This window comes from Glaciecola sp. SC05 (genome assembly GCF_041380235.1).
Classification (GTDB): domain Bacteria; phylum Pseudomonadota; class Gammaproteobacteria; order Enterobacterales; family Alteromonadaceae; genus Glaciecola.
This window is the reverse complement of the sequence record NZ_JBGIYY010000005.1, coordinates 174,107-191,467: the sequence shown is the minus strand read 5'-3', so window position 1 is coordinate 191,467 and position 17,361 is coordinate 174,107. Positions and strand designations below refer to the sequence as shown.

At 44.7% G+C, this 17,361-nt stretch carries 11 protein-coding genes; 8 read left to right on the top strand and 3 right to left on the bottom strand.

Annotation, left to right across the window (positions count from 1 at the left end; genetic code table 11):
• Positions 1-234 precede the first annotated feature (234 nt).
• The 8 genes from AB9H30_RS06690 (at position 235) to AB9H30_RS06655 (ending at position 12,579) form a co-directional block, all read left to right on the top strand.
• On the top strand, positions 235-1,314 hold the full coding sequence (locus AB9H30_RS06690; protein ID WP_371193879.1) for a class I mannose-6-phosphate isomerase: 1,080 nt from the start codon (positions 235-237) through the stop codon (positions 1,312-1,314).
• 77 nt (positions 1,315-1,391) lie between these two features.
• Positions 1,392-2,663 carry an Nramp family divalent metal transporter gene (locus AB9H30_RS06685; RefSeq protein ID WP_371193878.1) on the top strand — a complete coding sequence of 424 codons (1,272 nt, stop codon included), beginning with the start codon at positions 1,392-1,394 and terminating at the stop codon, positions 2,661-2,663.
• 382 nt (positions 2,664-3,045) lie between these two features.
• Entirely contained in the window at positions 3,046-4,212 is a 1,167-nt protein-coding gene (locus AB9H30_RS06680; RefSeq protein ID WP_371193877.1) for a thrombospondin type 3 repeat-containing protein, read from the top strand.
• A 21-nt stretch (positions 4,213-4,233) separates the two neighbouring features.
• Entirely contained in the window at positions 4,234-5,889 is a 1,656-nt protein-coding gene (locus AB9H30_RS06675) for a BNR-4 repeat-containing protein (RefSeq protein WP_371193876.1), read from the top strand.
• 1 nt (position 5,890) lies between these two features.
• Positions 5,891-9,409 (top strand): glycosyl hydrolase, encoded by a 3,519-nt coding sequence (locus tag AB9H30_RS06670; protein WP_371193875.1) that lies wholly within the window; start codon positions 5,891-5,893, stop codon positions 9,407-9,409.
• A 232-nt stretch (positions 9,410-9,641) separates the two neighbouring features.
• Positions 9,642-10,469, top strand: a complete 828-nt coding sequence (locus tag AB9H30_RS06665; protein ID WP_371193874.1) for a (Fe-S)-binding protein — start codon at positions 9,642-9,644, stop codon at positions 10,467-10,469.
• On the top strand, positions 10,456-11,880 hold the full coding sequence (locus tag AB9H30_RS06660; RefSeq protein WP_371193873.1) for a lactate utilization protein B: 1,425 nt from the start codon (positions 10,456-10,458) through the stop codon (positions 11,878-11,880). The genes AB9H30_RS06665 and AB9H30_RS06660 overlap by 14 nt, the downstream gene beginning before the upstream one ends.
• A complete protein-coding gene (locus tag AB9H30_RS06655; RefSeq protein ID WP_371193872.1) occupies positions 11,881-12,579 on the top strand; it encodes a lactate utilization protein C in 699 nt (232 codons plus the stop codon).
• Between the two features lie 34 nt (positions 12,580-12,613).
• On the opposite strand, the gene AB9H30_RS06650 is transcribed toward AB9H30_RS06655, so the two are convergent.
• The 3 genes from AB9H30_RS06650 to cydD form a co-directional block, all read right to left on the bottom strand.
• A complete protein-coding gene (locus AB9H30_RS06650; RefSeq protein ID WP_371193871.1) occupies positions 12,614-13,594 on the bottom strand; it encodes an aldose epimerase family protein in 981 nt (326 codons plus the stop codon).
• 229 nt (positions 13,595-13,823) lie between these two features.
• Complete coding sequence (locus AB9H30_RS06645; RefSeq protein ID WP_371193870.1) at positions 13,824-15,485, bottom strand: amino acid ABC transporter ATP-binding/permease protein; 1,662 nt, start codon at positions 15,483-15,485, stop codon at positions 13,824-13,826.
• 1 nt (position 15,486) lies between these two features.
• Positions 15,487-17,358 carry a thiol reductant ABC exporter subunit CydD gene (cydD, locus tag AB9H30_RS06640; protein WP_371193869.1) on the bottom strand — a complete coding sequence of 624 codons (1,872 nt, stop codon included), beginning with the start codon at positions 17,356-17,358 and terminating at the stop codon, positions 15,487-15,489.
• Positions 17,359-17,361: the final 3 nt, after the last annotated feature.

Here is a 17,361-nt window from a genome sequence, read left to right as displayed (position 1 = left end):
CTAAGCACGCTTTCTAAGTGAAAGCTCGACACATCCGAGCACTTCCTCGCTCTTTGAAGCCTTGCAATCTATACGCCCAACAAGCTTATCGTTGCATAACACTAGCAAGCAAAAATAACCATAAACACGTTTTGCAGCAGGTAAATAACACTCAAATTTGTAATCAACATTAACCAATACATATGGTTAAAATTGCGCATGACCTAAAAACTTTTTATCAGTAAGATATCAAGCATGAAACCTATCATAAAATTTTCACCTAACCGTGTTTGGCGAACCTATGTGGGCGGTAAGCAACTCGATACTATTGAGGGGAAAGACAGTCCTCAAGACTCACATTTTCCTGAAGATTGGATTGGCTCCACTGTTGAAGCTCGTAACATAGGCCGAGAGGATATTTCAGAAGGTCTAGCCATGATTAGCCTCGACGACGGACGCTCAGTACCTTTTCGCGACATGCTAAATGAAGACCCAGCTTACTATCTTGGCACCAGTAGCGGTGAGCTCCGTTCGATTGATGATATACCTCTGGTTAAATACCTCGACAGCGCTACCAGACTGCACTTTCAAGCCCATCCTACCCGCACCTTTGCTAGAGAAAAACTGGGGTTTCCTAGAGGCAAAACCGAAGCGTACGTTATACTCGAAATAAGAGATGACGTCAGTGACCCCTACATTTATGCTGGCTTTCAGCGTTCACCTAGTAGGGAGCTCCTCAAAAAATGGATAGAAGCACAAGATATAGCTTCCATCGAAAAGTGTTTTGATCGCATTCCCGTTAAAGTCGGCGATGTATTTTTGCTTCCTGGCGGCAGACCGCATGCTCTAGGAGAAGGTATTTTAATGCTCGAAATAATGGAACCTTCTGATTTGGCCGTTAGGTTCGAGTTTGAACGCTGTGGCTATGTTATTCCTGAAAAAGCAAGATTCATGGACCGCGGTATTGAGACAGCCTTAGATGTCTTTAACTTTAGCCCGGTTACGTCAGAACAAATAGACAAAGAGTTTCGCTGTGATCCAAAACGTCTCAAGTGCGATGGCGCAAGCAGCACCCTAGAAGAACTTATCGGCCCAGACAAAACCGATTGTTTTGGGGTAAAGCGAGCATCAGTCACTGGCCGCTGCCAACGCTCAGAAAAAGATTGCTTTTACGGTATTGTCATTGCCGGAACAGGCAGCTTAGTCATCAACAATGAGAAAATACCACTTCGCCAATGGGAGCGTTTTTTCTGCCCTGCCGGCGTTGTTGATTTTGCATACGAATCGGAACTTGGCATGACCGTATTGGAATGTTACCCAGGTAAAAGCGAATAACATTGGTCGATCGCTGTAGACGGTAGCTTTTTTCAACCACTCATCAAAATAATAATAAAAACAAAAAAGGATGTCGCTTGAATAACAAAACGAAAAGTTCATTCATGCAAAGAGCTGCCAAGGGACTTGCCTTACTTTTGCCTGGTATTTTCTTACTCGGGTTTAACATCGGAACCGGCAGTGTTACCGCGATGGCAAAAGCCGGCGCTGAGTACGGCATGTCACTATTGTGGACGATTGTTGCTTCCTGCCTATGCACCTTCTTTATGATTAATTTATATAGCCGTTATACCTTGGTTACCGGTGAAACTGCGCTTGAAGCGTTCAGAAAGCATATCCATCCGGCCGTCGGCATATTCTTTTTAACGGCACTGACCTTTGGGGTTGCTGGCAGCGTGATGGGCGTGATGGGGATAGTGGCGGATATCTGCTACGAATGGTCAAAGGCCTTGGTTGAAGGCGGCATCTCTCCTATATATTTTGCAATATTTTTCGTTAGCTTGGTGTATTTTATTTTTTGGAATGGCAAAACGCAGTTTTTTGAACGCAGTCTTGCGGTCATCGTAGCGGTAATGTCAGCCTGCTTTTTACTTAACTTTTTTATCATGATGCCTCCCCCAATAGATATATTGAAAGGCTTCGTTCCCAGCATTCCTGTTGTGAGCGACGGTGAGAGTAAAGCGCCGTTTCTGATCATCGCGTCAATGATTGGGACAACTGTTTTTTCTGGCCTGTTTATCATTCGTACCACCTTGGTCAAGGAAGCTGGCTGGACAATGGCCGATTACAAAACCCAGCGCTTTGATGCGTGTTTTTCAGTTTCTTTGATGTTTATTATCAGTGCATCGATTATGGCCGCTGCTGCCGGCACCTTATACGTTGAAGGGATCAGCCTCTCAAAAGCCTCGCAAATGATAGTAATATTAGAGCCATTAGCTGGCGCACTTGCGACCGCCATATTTGCCTTTGGCCTGATCGCCGCTGGGGTATCTTCGCAGTTTCCCAATATACTGATGCTGCCTTGGCTAATATGCGACTATACCGGCGCGAAGCGCGATATGACCCTGCCAAAATATAGAATAATGGTATTCATCATTTCTCTATTGGGCTTAGTGGTCCCTATCTTTGAAGCCCGCCCCGTGTTTGTCATGATAATCTCTCAGGCCTTTAATGCCATCATACTACCAATAACCGTTGCATGTATTTTCTATCTTACTAACCGTTCTGACTTAATGAAGCAACATATAAATAGTAAAATTGGGAACGTCATTCTTTCTGGTATTTTCATATTTTCGTTATTTACTTCATTTTTTGCGCTAAAGAGCGTTCTGCAACTAATATCTGTATGAATGAAAGGGCAAACTGTGAAAGCAAGCAAATGTTACTCAAATAAACTTTCGAAAAAGCGCTTGCAAGCATAATCGATTGAATAGCATCTGCTCTAAACAAAATTCGCATCACTATTACATTTACCGATTACACTTGGCATAAGTAAAGAACGGTATCACTAACTATCTGCCAACTCATAACAATCGCCGTTAACACGCAATTTAATTCATACTATGCACTAAAAGAATTAACGCGTGGTTCACCTTTGCTCAAATATCTGCAACAATACAGTCATAAATAATCATTTTTAGTTAACATCAATCATAAATGTCCAAATTAAAAACCAACGTTATTGTGCATATCTTACCAACTAGTCTTCAATCATGTTTAGCTAAGTGTGCCATGGCCCTACTTTTATCAGTTTCTATTATTGGATGCGGAGGCTCTGACAGTGCTGGGCCGCCAGTGATTGTCACGCAGGCGCCTGATGCTGATTCTGATGGCGTTAACGATGCCCAAGATACATGCGCGAATACCTCAGCCAATGCAACGGTAGACAGCAATGGTTGCGCGCCGACGCAATTAGATAATGACGACGATGGCAAAAATAACGCTATAGACCAATGTCCAGCAACCCCACAAGGTGAAGCAGTTGATATTCTTGGTTGCGGCATTGATACCCAAGGTGGCGCAAGTCCTGATGATCTTGACAATGATTCAGTGCTCAATGCAAATGATAGTTGTGACGCCACACCAAGAGATGAGTTAGTCGACGCAGTAGGTTGCTCTGCATCGCAAAAAGATAATGATGCAGATGGTGTCAGCGATGATATCGATGTATGCGACACCACCCCAAATGGTGAACCTGTAGACATCCGTGGATGCGGCATAAATAGTGAAACACAAGTGCTTAGCTCGGCCTTTGTCGAGCGCGATGGCCTTCTAGTTATAGAGCTAGAATCCACCAATTATGATGGCGATTGGCAGCTTCGAACTGGCAGGCTATCCAGTGGCAATGCGTATCTGATGTATCAAGGAAATAATAATTTCAATTTACCCGGAGTAGATGTGATTACAGTGCCTATTGTAATAAACCAACCCGGTATTTATCGGTTTTCATGGTTGAATATTATCGGGGAAGGCGATAGCCCAACCGAGGCCAATGATTCTTGGTTACAAATCAACAGCGAAAATTTTTATGCGAAAAAGATAAGTAACGCTCAGGGCGATACTCCGCTAGGCCATATTGTCTGCCCTGTTGGCAGACCATCATCTAATCGCTGCGAGGGCGAAGCACCGGAGGGGAGTTCATCGCAAGGCTGGCTGAAGGTGTATCGAACCGGCAGTCCCGTTGATGACTGGGTGTGGCGATCATTTACTAGCGATAATGACCCACATGCAATCTTTGCTGAATTTGACCAAGCCGGTCAATATAACATTCTTATTTCAGGACGTTCATTTGGACATGGAATTGATCGTTTAGTCTTATACCGCAGTGAAAACCCTAATAGCAATGTTTCTGAAGAGACGGCGATAAGCTTAGACCGAGCCGAATCGTCAAGGGAATAAACACTTACACAAGAGCGCATTATGAAATTTTACATTTTAGCAACCTTACTCACTTTAGCACTGTTCTCGGCAGACAGCGCAGCCATCAATGAGCAAGACTTTTTTGATAAACGGACCGCGCTTATTATTAAGCATTCCCATCACGACAAAACCTTTGAAGCCTTGCAGCAAGAAGAGAGTTTTAGTCGAGAATACTGGCGCTGGAGAGTCGATCAGTACATGTACGGGCAATATCCAGAGTTTCAAGCGATATACGATGCATACACTGAGGGCAAAACGTTTTTGCAAATTTACGACTTACCTGAAGAACAATTAGGTCCTGAGTGGCAAGAGCCAAACAGACTGCCTGAGATACCACAAGGCGACTTTAGCGGTAACTTGCCCGGCAACGCGCATACCGGCTGGCATAAACTGGTGGGTGATAAACTATATATTACCTACCAAGGACATTTAACTGACCCTTATGTTGCAAGCTACGACCTTAAAAGCCACAAATGGGACGGCCCATACAAAGCCGGACACAGCACATTGTCAAAAGACGGCAGAAAGATAGACAGCCACGGTAGGCCAATCATTGAGGTTGATAGCCAAGGTTACATTCATATTATTTTTGGCGGCCATGGTGGCGAAAGAGAAGATGGTCTTAATCCCCTCTCAATTGATACGCCCCATGCTGGCGGCAGAATGATACATGTGGTATCGACCAAGCCTCATGACTTAAGCGAATTTGTTGAAAAAGACGACATTTCTCCGTTTGCGTCGTACACCAAAAGTTATCAAATGGCTAACGGCGATATTTACTTTTTTACTCGCGCCGGCACGCACAAATCGCCATGGCTCTATTATAAAATGAAAAATGGTTCACAAACCTTTGAGCCACCGGTTAAGATCACTTGGCCAACGGTGCACCAAGATAACCCTATTTTGGTCGACACATTTTATATCAATCCTTTAAAAGTATCAGATACAGAAATCGTCATCACCTCATTGTGGCATGAATGCAACTTTAAAGAAGAGCATAATAAGACTCACTACAATAGATTAAATGCTTACTTTATGAGGCTAGATACCACCACAGACACATTTTATAATATTCAGAACAAAGCGCTGGACTTGCCTGTCACCCTAGCGGCTGCAAATCGATACACACTTGCCTATGATTCTGAAGCAGCCAAAGAAACTAGCTTTGGTACTCGTCCATTAGTGCTTAAAGATGGCAGCTATGCCTTAGCGTATGAAGCTAGAGGTGAAGGGTATCGCGAGTGGAGAATGGCATCGTTCAACGACGGGACATGGCAGCATGGTCAACCCATGCCAGGAACTGCGAACCGCAGGCTGTTAGATACACGGGGCAATGACATAAAGGCTATTCAAAGCCTTGAAGCCTTGACCGCTAACAACGGTATCGCAAACGCTGTGGTGGTATATAAAAATGCGAAAGGCGAAAGTGTATTCGCGCTAGCACGCTCGATTGATAGCACGGATAAGCCTGAAGATGAAACAAAAGAAACGTGGATGCTCACCGACGAATATTTCAAAGTAGCCGGTGCAAGAATAGAGCTGCAAACAGTAAAGGGACAAACAGACGAAAATATTGCATTTGTTTTAAATGTAAGAAAAGGGGCCTCGCAGCGCTTGTACTTATGGCACGAAGGAAAAATTAGAAGCCGATATTGATATGCACTACCTATCACCCAGAATCCCCAAGCGCTGCTTAATTGTTTTGGTAAGCGCTTTGTGTATAAGCGCTTGCCACGATAAACAGGTCGCCGTCGAACAAAAACAAGTGCTAATCATCAACAGTACCGATGACACTTTAAAAGAGTTGCATAAGAGTTTCGATACCCCGCCGTTTAGGTACCGACCTGAGACATGGTTTCATCTGAATGGCAAAAACATCAGTGAGCAGGGCTTAAGTGCTGATTTAGAGGCTATAAAGTATGCGGGTATGCAAGGTATTCAGCTATTTAACAAAAGCGGGCCTGCATATCCTGGGGTGCCTCAAATATCAATTTTATCACCAGAATGGGAACAGATGATTGGCCACGTTGCTGACGAGACCGAGCGCCTCGGTCTGCACCTTACCCTGCAAAACTGCCCAGGATGGTCAATGGCCGGTGGTCCTTGGGTACCGGTAGAAGAGTCACAAAGAGAAGTGATACATCACAGCTATCAGTTGGCCGCTGATGAAAAAGCTGATATTGCGTTGAATATCGCCACTGAATACTTAAGCTCAGAGCGTAATTATCAAGACATTAAAGTAATCGCTTTTCCTACCCCTCGAGACGAGGGGCAGCGTGCACTCACTCCCATAAAATACCAAAGCAATAATCCCTTTGTACCTTGGGATACAATTATTGATCCATCAAAACGAAGAGTATACAACGATAGAATTAAGCAAAACGAAGAGCCTTACAAAACCTATCAAGCGCAAAACATATCGACAATTAATGGACAAGACACTTGGCTAACCGTAACTTTTGCAAAACCCGAGACGCTCAGAACAATAGAATTACCACCAATTCGCACGGTGATCACTAATAGGCTGATCCCTAAAGTAGACATCAACATCTTAGTAGAAGCCATATCACAAACAGGCAAGGCAACAAAAATTGCAAATTTAGAAGTGCCCTCTAGCCATTGGTATGACCGAGACTACCCTGTTAGCTTGAGCGTACCTGACACAACAGCAAGCCGGTTCCGATTGACCTTTTCCAAAGACCCCTTGTTTTTATCATATTTAAATTTAAATGGACAAGTGAGACTGCACAACCATGAAGCAAAAGCCTCAAAAAGCTCACGCAGTTTACAAAGCAACATTGAGCAAGCAGTGGCAAACGAAAATATCATCGATTCCGAGCAGGTAATTGATATAAGTGAGTATCTTAGCAAAGACGGCACACTGCAATGGCGGCCCACCCAAGGAAACTGGACTGTAGTGAGGTTGGGCCATGTAAACATGCTGAAAACAAACCGGCCTGCTGAACCTGAGGCAACCGGATGGGAAACCAGTAAAGTAGATAAAATTGCCATTGAAAACCATCTTCGCAATGGCATGATGGGCAACTTAATGCGTCCTGAGGGTCCCTTAGACGGCCATGCATTACACGGTATGTTAATCGACAGCTGGGAGAGCCATGTCCCCACATGGACCATGCAAAGCGATGGCTTATTAAAAGAGTTTGAGCGCAGACGAGGATATGACATGCGGCCTTATCTGCCAGCCAAATTGGGCTACGTGGTCAATTCTGTTGAGCAAAGTAATCGGTTTTTACGCGACTTGCGCCAAACCATGGACGACTTGTACGTTGAACACTTCTTTGCACATTTTAGAACGGTGGCAAATGACATGGGCGCAAAAGTCTATACCGAAGGTGCCTCCGGCGAAGTGCTGCCAGGCGACCCTATGCGATACTATGGGGTAAGCGACTTTCCGATGACTGAGTTTTGGTACCCTAAAGCCCCGTCTAACAAACAAGAAGCTAAACCCATTTTTGCAGCAGCATCGGCTGTGCATCTCTACGACAAACCCTTTCTTGCCGCAGAAGCCGCCACTCAATTGAACACGCAATGGAATGAGGGGCCTGCAACTATCCAAAATTTAATTAATGAAAATTTCGCCAAAGGTGTCAGTCATTTAGTCTTTCATACCTTTTCTCACACCCCACAACTAGATGTTGTGCCTGGTTCCAGCTTTGGTGGTAGCATTGGTTTTCCGCTACTACGAACGCAGACTTGGTGGCGACATACGCCAAGCTGGATAGATGCACTTTCAAGATCGCAACTTATGCTTCAGCAAGGTGAATTTGTGGCAGATGTGTTGTGGTACTTGGGCGATGAATTGGACCGGCATCCGTTTGATACTCATCCCTTTCCTGAGGGGTATAAGTTTGACTACCTTAATGAAGAAATACTGTTAAACAAAGTTACTGCTAGCAACTACGCTATTCACGTTAAAGGCGCTGGGGACTATCGCGTGATAATGTTGCGAGATTCACAAAACATGCTGCTCTCTACCGCCAAAAAATTACAAGATTTAGTTACCAATGGCGCGGTTGTGCTGGGTAACAAACCACTGAATTCTCCAAGTTTGATGGATGACAATGCTGAGCTTTCAGAACTAAAAACGATATCAGACAACTTATGGGAAAACAGCCCTAGCGGAATGAAATCGGTAGGCAAAGGCCGCGTATACTGGGGGCAAAGTCTAACCTCAGTGCTCGCACAAGAGAATATTCAAAAAGACGTGAGTTATGCTCAAACGATAGAGCTGAAGTGGCTTCATCGACGTGCCCAAAACGCTGATATTTATTTTATTGCAAATCCCTCAAATCATGCTGTTGACGCTGCAGTTAGTTTTCGCCAAACCATAGGCAGCCCAGAAGTATGGCAACCGGCCACTGGTTTGCGACTGCCGGCTAAGGTCTGGCACCGTCAAAACAATATTACTCATGTTGGGCTTAGTTTAGGCCCACATGAGAGCATGTTTGTGGTATTCAACCATACCAGCCAGCAGAGCGGCATCCGCGATATATGGTTTAAAAATAGAAGAATACTAAGCAGTGAACCGAACTGGTATCGCCTACCGAGCGCTGACGATTCCTTCATTCAGTTAGGCAACAATGGCTGGCATGTTAGCGACACGGGAGCCTATAAATTTTCCGCTGACAACAGCGATACAGAGCTCACCCTCGATGTTGTTGAGCAGACTGTCGAGCAAAATTGGCGGGTAAAATTTGAAAGTGTCGGGAATAAATATTGGGACACTCCGGAAATATTGCCCCTGAACAAATTAACTTTGCTCAATGAATTTGATGATCCCGCTATTCAACACTATTCTGGTAGCCTTATCTATACTGCTGATTTCAACCTTAGCGACGCAAACGAATCTAGCAATGTAATGCTGGATTTAGGCGAAGTATACAATATTGTTGAGCTGTGGTTGAATGACAAGAAAATTGGTACACGGTGGGCCGCCCCTTATCAATTTGATATCACGAATTTTGTCGTCAATGATAAAAATGAACTTAAGCTTATCGTCACCAACACCTGGCGCAATCAATTAATATTTGACAATCAACGCTCTGCGGCGGAAAAGAAAACATGGACAACCAACCCGCCTAAACAAGACGACAACATTCTCGATAAGAGTGGTTTAGCGGGGCCAGTCCGCCTGCGTGTTACAAATATTCAATGAATACATATGGATAGGAATTGACAGTATGAGCAGAATATTTGACCGTTTGAAATACCATGATACTAAAATACTATAGGCAACGGATGAAAATTGTTGAGCCTTGCCATCACTATGCGGCACTTTTGTAAATATATATAGACCAAAGGTGTATGACAAAACCGCAAAAAAGTAGGATTTACCAGCATCTTCAGCGTAATCTAGATGCTACAACCTTATGTTGAGTAACCAACACATGACCGAAAGTATAAGCAAAACTGACGCTTCTCAATCAAGTAAGATTGACTTTATAAATATCAGTGAAAAACGAGTCGGACTCTTTGTAACTTGCTTGGTAAATGCCATGCGCCCATCTATTGGATTTGCTTCTATTACCTTACTTGAACAAGCGGGATGTGCAGTCGAAGTACCTGAAGCGCAGTCTTGCTGTGGCCAACCTGCGTTTAACTCAGGTGATGATGAAGGCACGCGCCAAATAGCCTATCAAACGATTGAGCAGTTTGAAGGTTTTGATTATGTTGTGGTGCCATCAGGCTCCTGTGCCGCGATGATCAAAAAGAATTTTATCGAGGTCTTTAAGGACCAACCCGAATGGTTAGCACGAGCCCAGCACTTGGCCGATATCACCCACGAACTGCTGTCATTTTTAGTCGATGTTTGTGATTTTACGCCCGAAGGTATTGCCCTCGATGGGTCTTATACCTATCACGATAGCTGCTCTGGTTATCGCTCTCTTGGCGTCTATGAACAACCTCGTAAAATGCTCGCTAAGGTTACAGGCTTGTCTCATAAACCACTAAATGGGCACTCTGAATGCTGCGGTTTTGGCGGCACTTTTTGTGTCAAATACTCTGATATCTCCAATGAAATTGTTGCTGAAAAAACCGAAAACGTACTAGCGACTGAGGCTGAATACTTGCTAGGCGGTGATATGGGCTGCTTAATGAACATGGCAGGCAAGCTCAATCGTGACGGCCATCAAACAATCAAAGCACTGCACACCGCAGAAGTCCTCGCGGGTATGACGGCGCAGATTGTGGGAGTCAAAAATGCAGGTAAATAAGCCCGAGAACTTTAACGCTAACGTCAAAAAGGCCTTGGCCCAGACTGACCTAAAAATGATTATCCGGCGCACCACCGACAAGGCTGATAGCAAGCGTGCCGAAGCCGTGGCAAACTTTCCTGAGTTTGAAAATGCTCGAACCCAAGGACAAAAAGTCAAAGACCATACTATTAAGTATATGGACCATTACTTAGCCGAGTTTGAAAAAAACGCGCTTGCGCAGGGCACCATTGTGCATTGGGCCAGCACCGGCGAAGAGGCCTCAAAAATCGTGTTAGACATTTGCCGACAGCATAAGGCCAAAAAGGTCACGCGCAGTAAATCTATGCTTGGCGAAGAAATCGGTTTAACTCATGCCTTTGATAATTCAGAAATGGAACGGATTGAAACAGACTTAGCAGAGCATATTATTCAACTGGCCGGCGATCCGCCCTCGCATATTGTTTGGCCGGCAATGCATCGCAGCCGCGAGGACGTGATCAAGCTTTTTAGACAATTTCATAAAGACCCGACTTATTCTGAAGAAATTGTGGATTTAGTGGGCAGCGCGCGTCGCGACCTTAGAACTAAGTTTCTTACTTCAGATATAGGCATTAGCGGCTCTAATTTTTTACTAGCAGACAGCGGCTCATCGTGCACCGTCACTAACGAGGGCAACGCAGAGCTCACCATTACACCACCAAAAGTACATATTGTTACCGCAGGTATTGAAAAGCTGGTGCCGTCAATGGCGCATGCTGTGCCGCTGCTGAGATTATTAACCCGCTCGGCCACCGGCGCAGAAATCACGCAATATATAACCTTTCATAACGGCCCTAAACGCCCTAATGACGCTGACGGCCCCCAAGAGTGTCATATCGTATTGGTCGATAACGGACGCACTAAAATGCTCGCCGACGGTATGGAAGAAATGCTGCGCTGTATTCGCTGTGGCGCTTGCATGAACCACTGCGTTGTGTATAAACATATCGGAGGACATGCCTATGGCTCGGTATATCCCGGTCCGATGGGTTCGGTATTGACGCCGCATTTAAACAGCCTTGAAGTTGCAAACAAACAAACCCATGCCTGCACCATGAACGGACGCTGTGAAGAAGTCTGCCCGGTAAATATTCCCCTTCCTAAACTCTTGCGGTCATTGCGCGCGCAGTCTTGGGAGAAAAAGTTTGAGCCCTTAACCAATCGCTTTTTTGTTCAGGCATTTTCCCAAGTAGCAAAACGACCTAAGCTGTTTCAATTTGCCAGTGCGTGCGGCGTGATATTCATGAAGGTATTTAGCCGCAAGGGCTGGATAAGATTTATGCCGATGACCTCTGGCTGGACACGTAATCGAGACCTAATTGCGCCCAGCTCGCAAACGTTTATGCAGCAATACAAAAAAATGAAAAAAGCTAAAAGCGGTGGTGGATAGATGAGCGACAAAATAAGCAATAAACAAATTAGTGATTTGAGCAGAGCGCGCATTTTCAAAGCCATCAAAGCGGCTGCGCCTACTGTAACTGCAGATATCAGTAAAATTGAAGCAGAAGCCCTCGAAATTTTGGGCATGAGCGAGTCGGCAAGACCACGTCTGTTATCGAGTGACGCCACCGAAGCACTGATGCTTAGAATTGAAGCGGGCTTAGTCATTGGTACCACTTGCGAAAAAATAGCCACCCTTGATGCCCTGCCTGCTTCAGTGAAGCAATTTTTTAATAAACACTCACTGCCCCACGCTTTGAAAGTGCAAGAGCTTGCCCACTTACAATCGCTGAATTGGGATGGTATAACCATTGACGTGGATGTAAAAGAAGATAAGACCGTTGGTCTGTGCTGGGCAGAATATGGCGTAGCCGAAACAGGCTCATTTGTTGTGCATTCAAGCGCCGACATGCCTATTTTGCTGAATTTTTTGCCTTTGTATCTTGTTGCAGTTATTGCAAAATCAAAAGTGCTGCATTACATGGACGATTACGCATTGATCGCTAACGAGATCGCCAAAAAAGCCGAAACGCCCCGCAATATGTGCCTCATTTCAGGCGTGAGTGGCACAACGGATATTGAAGGTGTGTTAGTACAAGGTGCGCATGGGCCAGAAATCTTGCATATTATTATTGTTGAAGACCGCTAATATGGTTGAAGACTGCTAATATGGTTGAAGACCGCTAACAGTTTTCAAAACGATAGCTTACAAATTTTGTATATGGACGCTTCGGCCCCACCCATTCTGCTTGCATAGATGCTTGGTTGACGGCATCGGTAAAACCTTGCGCTTCTAGTGCAATAGCCGCGTGTTTTTGCGCAAGATAATTGCCGGTGTAAACTTGCAGGCCACATTGGTTGGTCGAAATAATTAAAGCTATACCATTTTTATGACTTACCAACCTGGCAGCTTCATTGGCATTACCTCTATCAGTAGCAAGGCCTGCATTGTTAGCCTTGAGTACAAAACAATCGTCTAAGTCACGCTGTTTTAGAATATCTTCTAGCATTACCGGTGCATTTAAATCAGTAGCGCTATCAACTTGATTAAATAGGCCCGTTGGAATACTGTGTTTATCTACTGCCAATACTTGCTTTGCATTTACCTGCAGAGACAAGTCGGCAATGGACTTTTCTCCCAAATTAAAATATACATGATTGCACATATTTATAGGGCAAAGTTTGTCGCACGAGGCTGAAAATTCCACACGTAGCTCATTGGTGGCCAACAAGCGATAGCTCACTCTAGCGAGCATGTTGCCAGGGAAGCCTTGATCATTATCAGGTGACGCGATCTCAAATATGGCGGTGTCTTCAGCATAAGTTTTACGGTGCTCGGCTAAGCGCCAATGGCGCTTAGAAAAACCTTGTGCCCCCCCGTGGAGCATATTCGAGCCTTCGTTTGCATGAAGTTGATAATGCTCCTTTCCTATATAAAACGCCGCGTTGTTAATACGATTAGCGACTCTCCCGCAGGTCGCCCCTTTATAGGAAACATCGTCGATTATTTGCTGATCGCGTTTGTCACTGTAAGTCGTTTCGATAATCTGATCCTGCTTGTTAGGCACTTTTATCGAAACAATGCGCGCACCAAAATCAACAAGTTCAACCTGCATGTTGTGCTTGTTACTTAAAATGACGCGCTGTAACTTACCTGCTTTCATACTGCTGCCTTTGGTTCTTTTTGATATGAGTGAAGGGGGATGTATCACAAAACGATTAACCGTTTAAAAGTTATTCAGATTTGCTTTACATTGAAGCTTCTTGTTGGCTGTATTATCGATAATTTTACACAATATGAAAGTGATAATTTTATTTACGTGAGTTTAGATCTGTTGATCTTTGCTGTATTTTTTTGCAGCAGTTTGTGCGTAATCTAAACATCAGCATACCCTAATCATGTTGATCTAAACTTACTAAATATTGTTGCTGTGCATCAGATAAAAACGCAGGCTGCTCGTGAGTTAACAAAACAACCATACGCTGAGCTAGCCAATCAGACATGTTGTGCCATATTCGAGCAGACATATCAGCGTCTAGACCATTAAATGGTTCGTCCATGATCAACAGATTAGGTTCTCTTAGCAAGCATCTCGCCATGCAAATCCGCCTTGCCTGCCCCCCAGAAACAAGCCCTCCAGTTTCGCCTAGCCATGTGTTAAGGCCTTTAGGAAGTTGCTTTGCCCAATCTTCTAATTCAAGTACTATCAACACTGACCATAGCGAATCTTCAGATACTGCGTTTAAGCCTAAGGCTAAATTATATCCCAAAGAACCGGCAAGAATGGAGTTGCCCTGCTCCAAATACGCTAAGTGCTTATGCCAACTGCTTGAGTCAATGTTTGCAAGGGGCAGATCACCATTAATCAAAATATTAGAATGTTTATTGTCGATAGACTCTACCGCGCTTAGAACATTAGCTAAAGATGATTTACCCGAGCCCGAGCGACCCACAATAACTAACAGACTATTTTGCGTGACCGCAAATGACAGTAGACTACTATGACTCGCGGGGATCTTTGATTGCTGACTTAGCTGCACCGATAGAGAGTCAATCTTGTCGATGCTAACTCCGGCTGGATTTGGCTCTGCACTTGTTAACTCTCCGAGCCGTCGCGCGGCAAAAGCGGTTTTACCCCATGTTGCGAACTGCGACGGAATACTCTGCAAAATTTCAGTTGTACCCATAAACATCATGACTAGCAGCACGGCAGTAGGCCCATCTATTTGCGCAAGGTTTGCGGCGTGCAAGGCAATAAAAACTAAGCTCAATAGCCCCAGCCCGAGGCATATATCAAGAGCAAGCTGTACGTTGGATATTTTCTTATTCAGTCTGTTTTGCACAGTATTCAATGCTTCGAGCAGTTCTTGAATTTTTGCTTCATGAGCGTGCATTAAACCTTGTGCTTGAAGCTCAAATGCGCCATGCAGATGCTCTATGAGCTGGGCTCTTAAATCACTGAGCAACTTCGATGACTCACCCGCTAGTGTTTTAGTGAAGCTTAGGCTTACCGATATACTTAATATATACAACGCCAAGAAAAAGCCGCCTAACACCAGCGCCATTTCAAACCAAATAAAGCTTAAAAATAAAGAGAGCAGTACAATAACAATTACACCAGCAATGGGCGCAATAGTGTATCTCAGTAGAATAGAGTCTAAAGCGTCTAAGTCGGCGGTTAGCTTACCTAACCATTCGCTGTCTGAGGTTTTTCGTAATTGACTGGTTGATAGCTGACTTAACTCCTTAAACAACGAGACTCGAAATACTGAAATTAGTCGCAAAACGCTGTCGTGATTGTAAACCCGTTCAGTGTAGCGCCCTACAGTTCTGCTGAGTGCAAAAAAACGAATGCCAGAGCCTGGCATATACATATCAAACATCAGAAAAACACCGGCACTAATCGCTACTCCAGCAATCGCGGTAGCGGTAATAAACCAACCGGAGAGCATTAATAAACTCACCCCTGAAAGTGCAGTCAACACCACCCACAATATTCCCCAATACAAGCGTTTACCTTGGCTTTTTATGAGCAAGCGAAACCAGTACTCCACGTTATGAGTCGCTCGAACGATTGAGATTGATATGGATGTCTGCGATGTCGATCAAAGCCGGATCGTGGGTCACTACAATCAAGATCACTCTAGACTTAAGCGCCATTAATGCGCTTAAAATGAATTGTTTACTGTGCACATCGAGTTTTGCCGTAGGCTCATCTAGTAACACAATAGGCGCTGGGTTAAGCAGTACTCTAGCCAAAGCGATACGCTGCATTTGCCCACCTGATAATCCCTGTCCGTGCTCCCCAATAAGTGTGTTTAGGCCATGGTGAGTGTGTGTCAATTCTGTTTTTAAACCTAGTGTTTGCAGTACTTCGAGCATTTCGCCTTTGCTAGCTTGGGGTGCTAATACCGCAAGATTATTGTATATGGTGTCGTTTTTAATCCACGGCTTTTGCGGCAAATAGGCCATTGCCTTATGCAAGCTAAGGTCAAAATTAAGCGTGCCTGACAAGGCTGGCAAATAGCCTGCTATGGTATTTAATAAAGTGGTTTTGCCGCAGCCAGAACTGCCTGAAACAACCAACATTTCACCGCTATACAGTGACAAATCAATTGGGCTGGTCAAAGCTTGGTTTTGTTGATGTCCAAAGCAAAGGCTACGAAACTGTAGTCTATGTCTATTTTTGGGGTCTTTTGATAATGCCGCGTCGGCTTCGTTTTGAGACGAAACATTTTTATTTATGAAAGGGCTGTTACTGCAGTCTGCTGGTTTGCTAATGCGCTGCGTTGTCCGCTGAGTTATGCCTTGCGCTTGAGCACCAGATGAAACAGAGTGCTTTACCATTTCTGAGTTAGTATTTGAGTGCACATTTGAGAACGTATCTGAGTGCGAATCTAAATGCTCAGTCTCCGCTGTAGTTAACAGCCCAAGCAAGTTAGATGCCGCGCCAAGCGCCGCGGCCCGGTCGTGATAGTACTGCGATAGATTCCGCAGCGGCTGAAAAAACTCAGGCGCTATAATAAGAATAGCCAAGCCGCTAAATAATGTCAGGCTTTGGGCTGGCCCCCAAGTTATTGCGCCATACAATGAAAATCCGATGTATATAGCTAAGCTGGCAATCGCCACGCTGGTAAAAAATTCTAGCACCGTTGACGATAAAAACGCTACCTTCAGGGTCTTCATGATGACCTGCCGATAGCGGTCGCTACGCTCACTGACTTCTTCAAACACTTCTTGCTGAGCGCCTAATAGTTTAATTGTGCCTAAATTGGCAACGCGATCTAAAAAGTGTCCAGCCAAACGCTGACGAACTGTCGAATATTTTTGATTGAGCTTTTCCGCCCCCATACCGACCAACACCATAAATAGTGGAATGAGTGGTGCCGATATCAGCAGCAAAATTGCACACAGCCAGTTAAAATAGGCCACCGTGCATAAGATTAGCAGCGGTGAAACGACAGCCAACATTTGTTGCGGCCAATACCGAGAAAAATAGCCATCCATTGCTTCAACTTCTTCAACCCACTGCGTGGCTGATGCTCCGGCCGAGTATTTTTGCAGCGCAACAGGGCTCATGTTGCGCCACTGCCAGAGGATTGCCTGACGGATACTATTGCGCACGTTTAAACTTGCCTTTTGGGCAAAATGGGACTGTAAACGAATCAACAACGATTGCCCCAGAACGCCGCAGGCAAACAAAACTAACAAATCAAAGTTAGCCTCGATTGGCACATCGTCTAGCACGATTTTTTCGGCCATTAATGCAAAGGACACCCACTGTAGCAATAGCAAAACCGTCGCAAAACTGCCCGCCAAGACCGCTAAGTAAAGCAAAGGTTTTTGATTAGCAATATAGCGATTTAAAAAGCGACGCCCGCTAAGAGCGTCCTGCTCAGCGGGCTTTTTTACAGCGGTTTTTGTCATACC